Origin of the sequence: Microbacterium sp. NPDC078814 (assembly GCF_040702645.1) — a bacterium.
Lineage (GTDB): Bacteria > Actinomycetota > Actinomycetes > Actinomycetales > Microbacteriaceae > Microbacterium.
In genome coordinates this window covers 1-5,416 of record NZ_JBFBLT010000022.1, presented here as the reverse complement: position 1 = coordinate 5,416, position 5,416 = coordinate 1, and the positions used below count along the sequence as shown (strand labels likewise).

Below are 5,416 nucleotides of genomic sequence, written 5' to 3'. Positions count from 1 at the left end.
CGCTGGCCTTCGGGATCACCGCCGACTGGGGCGCGCTCTGGCCGCTCACCGGCACGCTCTGGGAGTTCGGCTCCCGGTCTGTGGTTTCAGGCGGGGAGTTTGGAGCCCAGGACGTCGAGCTTCTCGATCGTCGGCTCGCTGAACAGTTTGCCCGTCTGCTCGCCGAGAGCGGTCGCAACTGCGCCGGACAGGTGCGCGTCGCGGCCGGCGTCATCGGGGAACACGTCGAAGATCCCGAATGAGGACGGGCCGAGACGGATCGCGAACCACGCGGTGGTGGCCGGTTCCTCCTCGACGAGCCCTCGCCCGATGCCGAGAAACTCCTGGACCTCGTCTTCCTTGCCGGGCAGGGCCTCCAGCCTGACAAGCAGTCCCTTCGTGACGCTCATGACGTCACCTCTTCCTGGGTCGAACTGCTCGCAAATTTCGCCACGATCGTATCGCAGAACGCAGGCAGGTCGTCGGGTGAGCGGCTGGTGATCAGGTTCCCGTCGACCACGACATCCTGGTCAACGACCTCCGCTCCGGCGTTGCGCAGATCCGTGCGGATGCTCGGGAAGGACGTCAAGGTGCGACCTCCGACCACGCCAGCCTCGATCAACGTCCAAGGCCCGTGACAGATCGCGGCAATGGGCTTGCCAGTTTCGACGAAGTCGCGGACGAAGGAGACGGCGTCCTTGTCGACCCGGAGCTGGTCGGGGTTCACCGTGCCGCCGGGAAGCAGCAGGGCGTCGTAGTCGCCCACCGAGGCGTCGGCGACCAACCCGTCGACGGTGAACGTGCCCGCTTCATCCAGGTCGTTCTTACGGGCCTTGATCTCGCCGTCGTGGATCGAAAGGACCTCGGTCTGAGCGCCGGCCCGTTCCAGTGCTTCGCGGGGTTGCTCGAGCTCAACGCGTTCGACTCCGTCGGCGGCGAGGATCGCGACCCTCTTGCCCTGAAGTTCTGCTGCCATCTCAGTTTTCCTTCGTTCCGTTTGACATGCCGGGCTTGATGAGGACCTTAGTCCAACCCTTGGACCTGGCGTCGAAGTTCTTGTAGGCATCGGCAGCCTGGTCCAGCGAGATCTCGTGGGAGACGATCCACGAAGGGGTCGCCTTGCCGGCCGCGATCAAGTCCCGCAGCTGGCGGTTGTACCGCTTGACCGGGGCCTGACCGCTTCCCATGGTCTGCCCCTTGAACCAATGTGTGCCGAAGTCGATGGCCGCCTTGCCCTGCTTGGCCAATTCGCCCTCGGCCCCCGGGTCCTGGGGGACGAACACGCCGACGGTGCCGATCCCTCCGGTGAAGCGGACCGCGTTGATGAGCATGTTCAAGGTGGCGGCGGTGTCCTCGTTGCCCTGCGGATCGTGGGCCTGGTAGCCCACGCATTCGCAACCACGGTCAGCTCCGAGCCCCATAGTCTCGTCCAGCACAGCCTGCACGGGGTCGACCTTGGAGTCGTCGATGGCAATCGCACCGATCTGCTCGGCCAGCGCGAGCCGGTCAGGGTGGCGATCGACCACCATCACCTTTGCTGCGCCCTTGATCATCGCGGACAGGGCGGCCATCAATCCGACCGGACCCGCCCCAGCGATCACAACGCTGTCGCCGGGGATCACGCCGGCCATCTCGGTGGCGTGGTAGCCGGTGGGGAAGATGTCAGAGAGCATGACGTAGTCGTTCTCCCTATCCTCCGCATCCTCGCCCAGGCGCAGCGCGTTGTGGTCACCGAAAGGCACGCGGAGAAGCTCCGCTTGGCCACCGCCATAGGGACCCATGTCGGCGAACCCATAAGCCGCACCGGCGAGTGATGGGTCGGGCTGAGTGGTGAGGCAGTAGTTGGTCAGGCCGCGTTCGCAGTTCTTACAGAACCCGCACGAGATGTTGAACGGGAGCACAACCCGGTCTCCGACCCTGACCTTCTCCACGCCACTACCGACCTCGATGACCTCCCCCATGTTCTCGTGCCCGAACGTCCGGCCCACCTCGAAGGAGGTCCTCCCCTCGTACATGTGGAGGTCCGAGCCGCAGATGTTCGTCGTCGTCACCCTGACCAGGACATCGGTGGGCCGCTCGATCTTCGCGTCCGGGACCTCCTTCGTGCTGACCTGACGGGGTCCCTCGTACACCACTGCTTTCATGTCTACTCCGATCTGATGGTGTTGCTCGGTAGCCTTCTGGCCTTGATAGCCTCCTGGCAGAGCCTTGACAATGCAGCCCTTCGCGAGGTAGCGGACACCCTCGGGAACCACGTGTCAAGGGGCTCGCCTTGCGTTGATGTGTGTAGCGATCGAGCCGGGGTGGTGCCCGGGTCCCGCTGCGCGGAACCCTCTCCCCCAGTCTCAGGGCATGGGGTTCTCGGATCAAAAGAGCCACAGTCGACACCCGACCAGCGTCGTCGATGCCTGGGATACCGCACTCGCGGATCACAGCAAGGAGATATTGATCCGACTGCGGGCCGAGGTTGAGCAGATTCAAGCCGAGGCTGACGCCTCGGACGACCTGGCGGACGAGCACACGAAATAGAACATCTGTTCTAAAATCGATAACCTGGCGGTCCGCAAGAAGGATCGGCAGTGGGTACATCGAAGCGATACGCGTCGGCGGCCGATCGCAGGATGGATACGCGCATCCTCGAGCGGATCGCCGCGGAGGCCGGCCCCCTGCAGTCGCTCTCGAGCGCCGACCTGCGCTTAGACGTAGAACCGGTGACGATCGACCCGCGGCCGAAGCCTGCGAAAGCGTGGGTGCGCTTCGGCGCCACGCCGGCGCTCGTCGACGCGGAGGTCTGCCGGTCGACAGCGGATGCCTGCGCGATCAGGTTCCGCGTGGGCGAGACGGAGATGAAGGCATGGGTATGGGCCTCGGCTGTCACCCCGGCCTCTCCTGCAAGGCGCTGAACGTCCCCTGTGGACGGTTTCTGCAGCGCCGCCAGCATCCTGGTTGCCTGGCATCGTGGATGACGACGAATGGCCGGGCTTCTCCCCTACCTGTGAGCGCTGCCTGGTGCAGCTGCAACCGTCGTGGAACCCGCCGACTTCCCCGGTCTGGCGGTGCCCGAATTGCGGCCTGGTGCGCATGTTCTAGCCGATCTGGCGGACGGCGAGCAAAGCAAGCCCGAAAACGTCGGACGACGGTAGGTCGCTATTCACTCGCAAGGAGCGTGCAGCTCCGAGGTACTATCCGCTCCTTCAGTCAACGAGCCATCTGATCGTGTCCCGGTTCAATACCGGGTCTGAACACGGGCTTTGCGGGGGAAATGACGTAGCTCAACGTTACAATCCCCGCCGCGATCAATCCAACACGCCAATTCCAGAACGCCAAGCCGAATGCCGCCCAATAGGCAGCGGCGGTAAGACCATACTTGATGGTAAGGCGGCGAAGATAAGCCTCGGTTAGCCTTCGATCGGGAAAACCTCTGGCGGTGGCGTACACCCACCGAAGAAACCACCAGGTCGCCGGTGCCGCTGCTATGCCCAGGTACCAAAGGGCGGCGGTCGTGCTGTCCGCATCTCCACCGAAATGTTCGACCAACTGGCGCGCGGGAAATGGAGTGATACTGACCGCAGCCAAAAAGCCGATGGTCAGCAGGTTGTAGCCGTGGTCGGTCTTCTCCAGCAGCTTGCCGCTGAAATGACTGTGGGACCAATAGAGGCCGATGAGGATCACGCTGAGGACGTAGGCGGCGTAGTCCGGTGCCAGCTTCAGGTAGGCCGCGGCGAGGTCGCCATCCTCAGGCCTCGGTGCGCGCAGTTCCACCACAGGGACGGTGATCGCGATCGCAAACACCGCGTCGCTGAACACCTCGAGCCGATCCGTCTCATGTTCGGTTCCCTTGAGAGAGAAGACCGCCATTCGAGCTAGAGCATCTCGAGCGGGCGACGGTCGCGTGGCCGAGGAAATGCCGCGTCGAGTGTCGCAAGATCGGCGTCGGAAAGGACGATATCTGCGGCTGCCCGGTTCTCCCGCACATGTGCGATCGAACTCGCCTTCGGAATCGCAATGAGGCCATCGTGCCGCAACGTCCAGGAAAGTGCGACCTGCGCAGGGGTAGCACCAACCTTAGCTGCGATCTTCACAAGGGAGGGATGGCTCGAGAGTCGTCCCTGCTCGACGGGACTATAGGCCATGACAGGCATTTCATGAGCGACGAGCCACGGCAACAATTCCAACTCAGGGCCTCGACGGACGAGATTGTAGAGAACCTGATCGGTCACGCAGCCATCCCCGCCGGCAGCAACAAGCTCGTCCATGTCGTCAGTATCGAGGTTGCTGACACCCCAATACCGAATCTTCCCGGCCGATTTCAGCGCCTCCATCGCTTCTATCGTCTCAACGAGCGGCACCGATCCCCGCCAGTGGAGCAGGTAGAGGTCGAGCCGGTCGGTGCCGAGACGTCTCAAGCTCGCCTCGCATGCGCGTGAAAGGCGTGCGCGCGAGGCGTTCTGCGGATACGCCTTGCTGACGAGGAACAACCGGCCGCACCGGTCGCCTAGCGCTTCGCAGATCAGCGCTTCCGCCGCGCCGTCGCCGTACATCTCGGCAGTATCAACGAGTGTCATGCCCAGCTCGACACCGGCGATCAACGCGGCGATCGGCAAGGAGAGACGGCGCAAGGACCGAGCGCGCAACCGTCGGAACCTGGACCCAGGAACGACGATCCTCCTTGAGCAGGGCAGCCCTTGGAGCGACGCTCCGACTGCGAAGATCGAGCAACTCGTCATCGCCATCGCGCCGACGGTAATGGGAGCAGGACGCCTCGCTGCCTACCTCCGCAGCGCGCCCCCGCTCGCTTCGTCAAGGGATCAGGCCATGCCACGCGCGGCACAGCGGCTCCTCCGGAAAGCTCGCACCGCAGACCTGAAAGTCGCCCTGCCCGCCTGTGGACAGTGCGGCGAAGAGCGCTTCCTGGAACAGACAAGTCCGACCGGAGAACGGCTCGGCGGGCGCTGCACGAAACGCCGCTACGCTGCGCCCTGCTCTATATGCGACAGGCTTCTACCAATCACGCGCCGCATTGGTGAGTCACAATTCTGCGCCAACTGCTGGCGGCGCGACCCGAGGTCGCGAAGGGAATGCGCGGAGTGTGGGCGGCTACGCACGACCCACTCCATCGTCGGCGACAAGCCGTACTGCAACGACTGCGTGCCGAAACCGCGGATCGTATGTTTCATCTGTCACGAGGTCCGGCGGCTTTACTCCGCACGCATCGGTACTGGAGTCTGTGAGAGCTGCTACATCTCGACCGCCGGGTTTATGAAGCCGTGCCCTGAGTGCGGTGACAAACGTGTGATCGCCCACGACAAGGACGACAGACTGGTGTGTGCAGACTGTGCCGGGCGGAAAGTGTCAAGGCGGGTGAGACAGATTCCGTCAGGCGGTCTGTATGAGGGCCTCCTGTGAGGGCTGGTTGATCCAGGCGGCCTCGGGCAGC

7 protein-coding genes are annotated in these 5,416 nt (G+C 63.8%); 2 read left to right on the top strand and 5 right to left on the bottom strand.

Annotated features, from left to right (window positions below):
- Nucleotides 1–86: 86 nt before the first annotated feature.
- Genes AB0300_RS18535 through AB0300_RS18525 form a run of 3 tightly spaced genes read right to left on the bottom strand, consistent with a single transcriptional unit; the run spans nt 87 to nt 2,123 of the window.
- Nucleotides 87–389 (bottom strand): putative quinol monooxygenase, encoded by a 303-nt coding sequence (locus tag AB0300_RS18535; protein WP_105950085.1) that lies wholly within the window; start codon nt 387–389, stop codon nt 87–89.
- Nucleotides 386–955, bottom strand: a complete 570-nt coding sequence (locus tag AB0300_RS18530; RefSeq protein WP_126892905.1) for a type 1 glutamine amidotransferase domain-containing protein — start codon at nt 953–955, stop codon at nt 386–388. The genes AB0300_RS18535 and AB0300_RS18530 overlap by 4 nt, the downstream gene beginning before the upstream one ends.
- 1 nt (nt 956) lies before the next feature.
- Nucleotides 957–2,123 carry a glutathione-independent formaldehyde dehydrogenase gene (locus AB0300_RS18525; protein WP_105950087.1) on the bottom strand — a complete coding sequence of 389 codons (1,167 nt, stop codon included), beginning with the start codon at nt 2,121–2,123 and terminating at the stop codon, nt 957–959.
- A 208-nt stretch (nt 2,124–2,331) separates the two neighbouring features.
- On the opposite strand from AB0300_RS18525, the gene AB0300_RS18520 reads away from it, so the two are divergent.
- Both AB0300_RS18520 and AB0300_RS18515 read left to right on the top strand, forming a co-directional pair.
- Nucleotides 2,332–2,508, top strand: a complete 177-nt coding sequence (locus AB0300_RS18520) for a hypothetical protein (RefSeq protein WP_153244971.1) — start codon at nt 2,332–2,334, stop codon at nt 2,506–2,508.
- A gap of 92 nt (nt 2,509–2,600) precedes the next feature.
- The gene (locus AB0300_RS18515) at nt 2,601–2,882 is read left to right on the top strand and encodes a hypothetical protein (RefSeq protein WP_199787650.1); all 282 of its coding nucleotides are present in this window, start codon (nt 2,601–2,603) and stop codon (nt 2,880–2,882) included.
- A 295-nt stretch (nt 2,883–3,177) separates the two neighbouring features.
- Here AB0300_RS18515 and AB0300_RS18510 read toward each other — a convergent pair whose 3' ends face one another.
- The gene (locus AB0300_RS18510; RefSeq protein ID WP_105950089.1) at nt 3,178–3,837 is read right to left on the bottom strand and encodes a TMEM175 family protein; all 660 of its coding nucleotides are present in this window, start codon (nt 3,835–3,837) and stop codon (nt 3,178–3,180) included.
- A gap of 5 nt (nt 3,838–3,842) precedes the next feature.
- A complete protein-coding gene (locus tag AB0300_RS18505; RefSeq protein ID WP_238695569.1) occupies nt 3,843–4,583 on the bottom strand; it encodes an aldo/keto reductase in 741 nt (246 codons plus the stop codon).
- Nucleotides 4,584–5,416 lie beyond the last annotated feature (833 nt).

Coding starts and splice junctions, on each gene's coding strand:
- AB0300_RS18535 (WP_105950085.1), bottom strand. CDS start 389: ATGAGCGTCACGAAGGGACTGCTTGTCAGGCTGGAGGCCCTGCCCGGC.
- AB0300_RS18530 (WP_126892905.1), bottom strand. CDS start 955: ATGGCAGCAGAACTTCAGGGCAAGAGGGTCGCGATCCTCGCCGCCGAC.
- AB0300_RS18525 (WP_105950087.1), bottom strand. CDS start 2,123: ATGAAAGCAGTGGTGTACGAGGGACCCCGTCAGGTCAGCACGAAGGAG.
- AB0300_RS18520 (WP_153244971.1), top strand. CDS start 2,332: ATGGGGTTCTCGGATCAAAAGAGCCACAGTCGACACCCGACCAGCGTC.
- AB0300_RS18515 (WP_199787650.1), top strand. CDS start 2,601: ATGGATACGCGCATCCTCGAGCGGATCGCCGCGGAGGCCGGCCCCCTG.
- AB0300_RS18510 (WP_105950089.1), bottom strand. CDS start 3,837: ATGGCGGTCTTCTCTCTCAAGGGAACCGAACATGAGACGGATCGGCTC.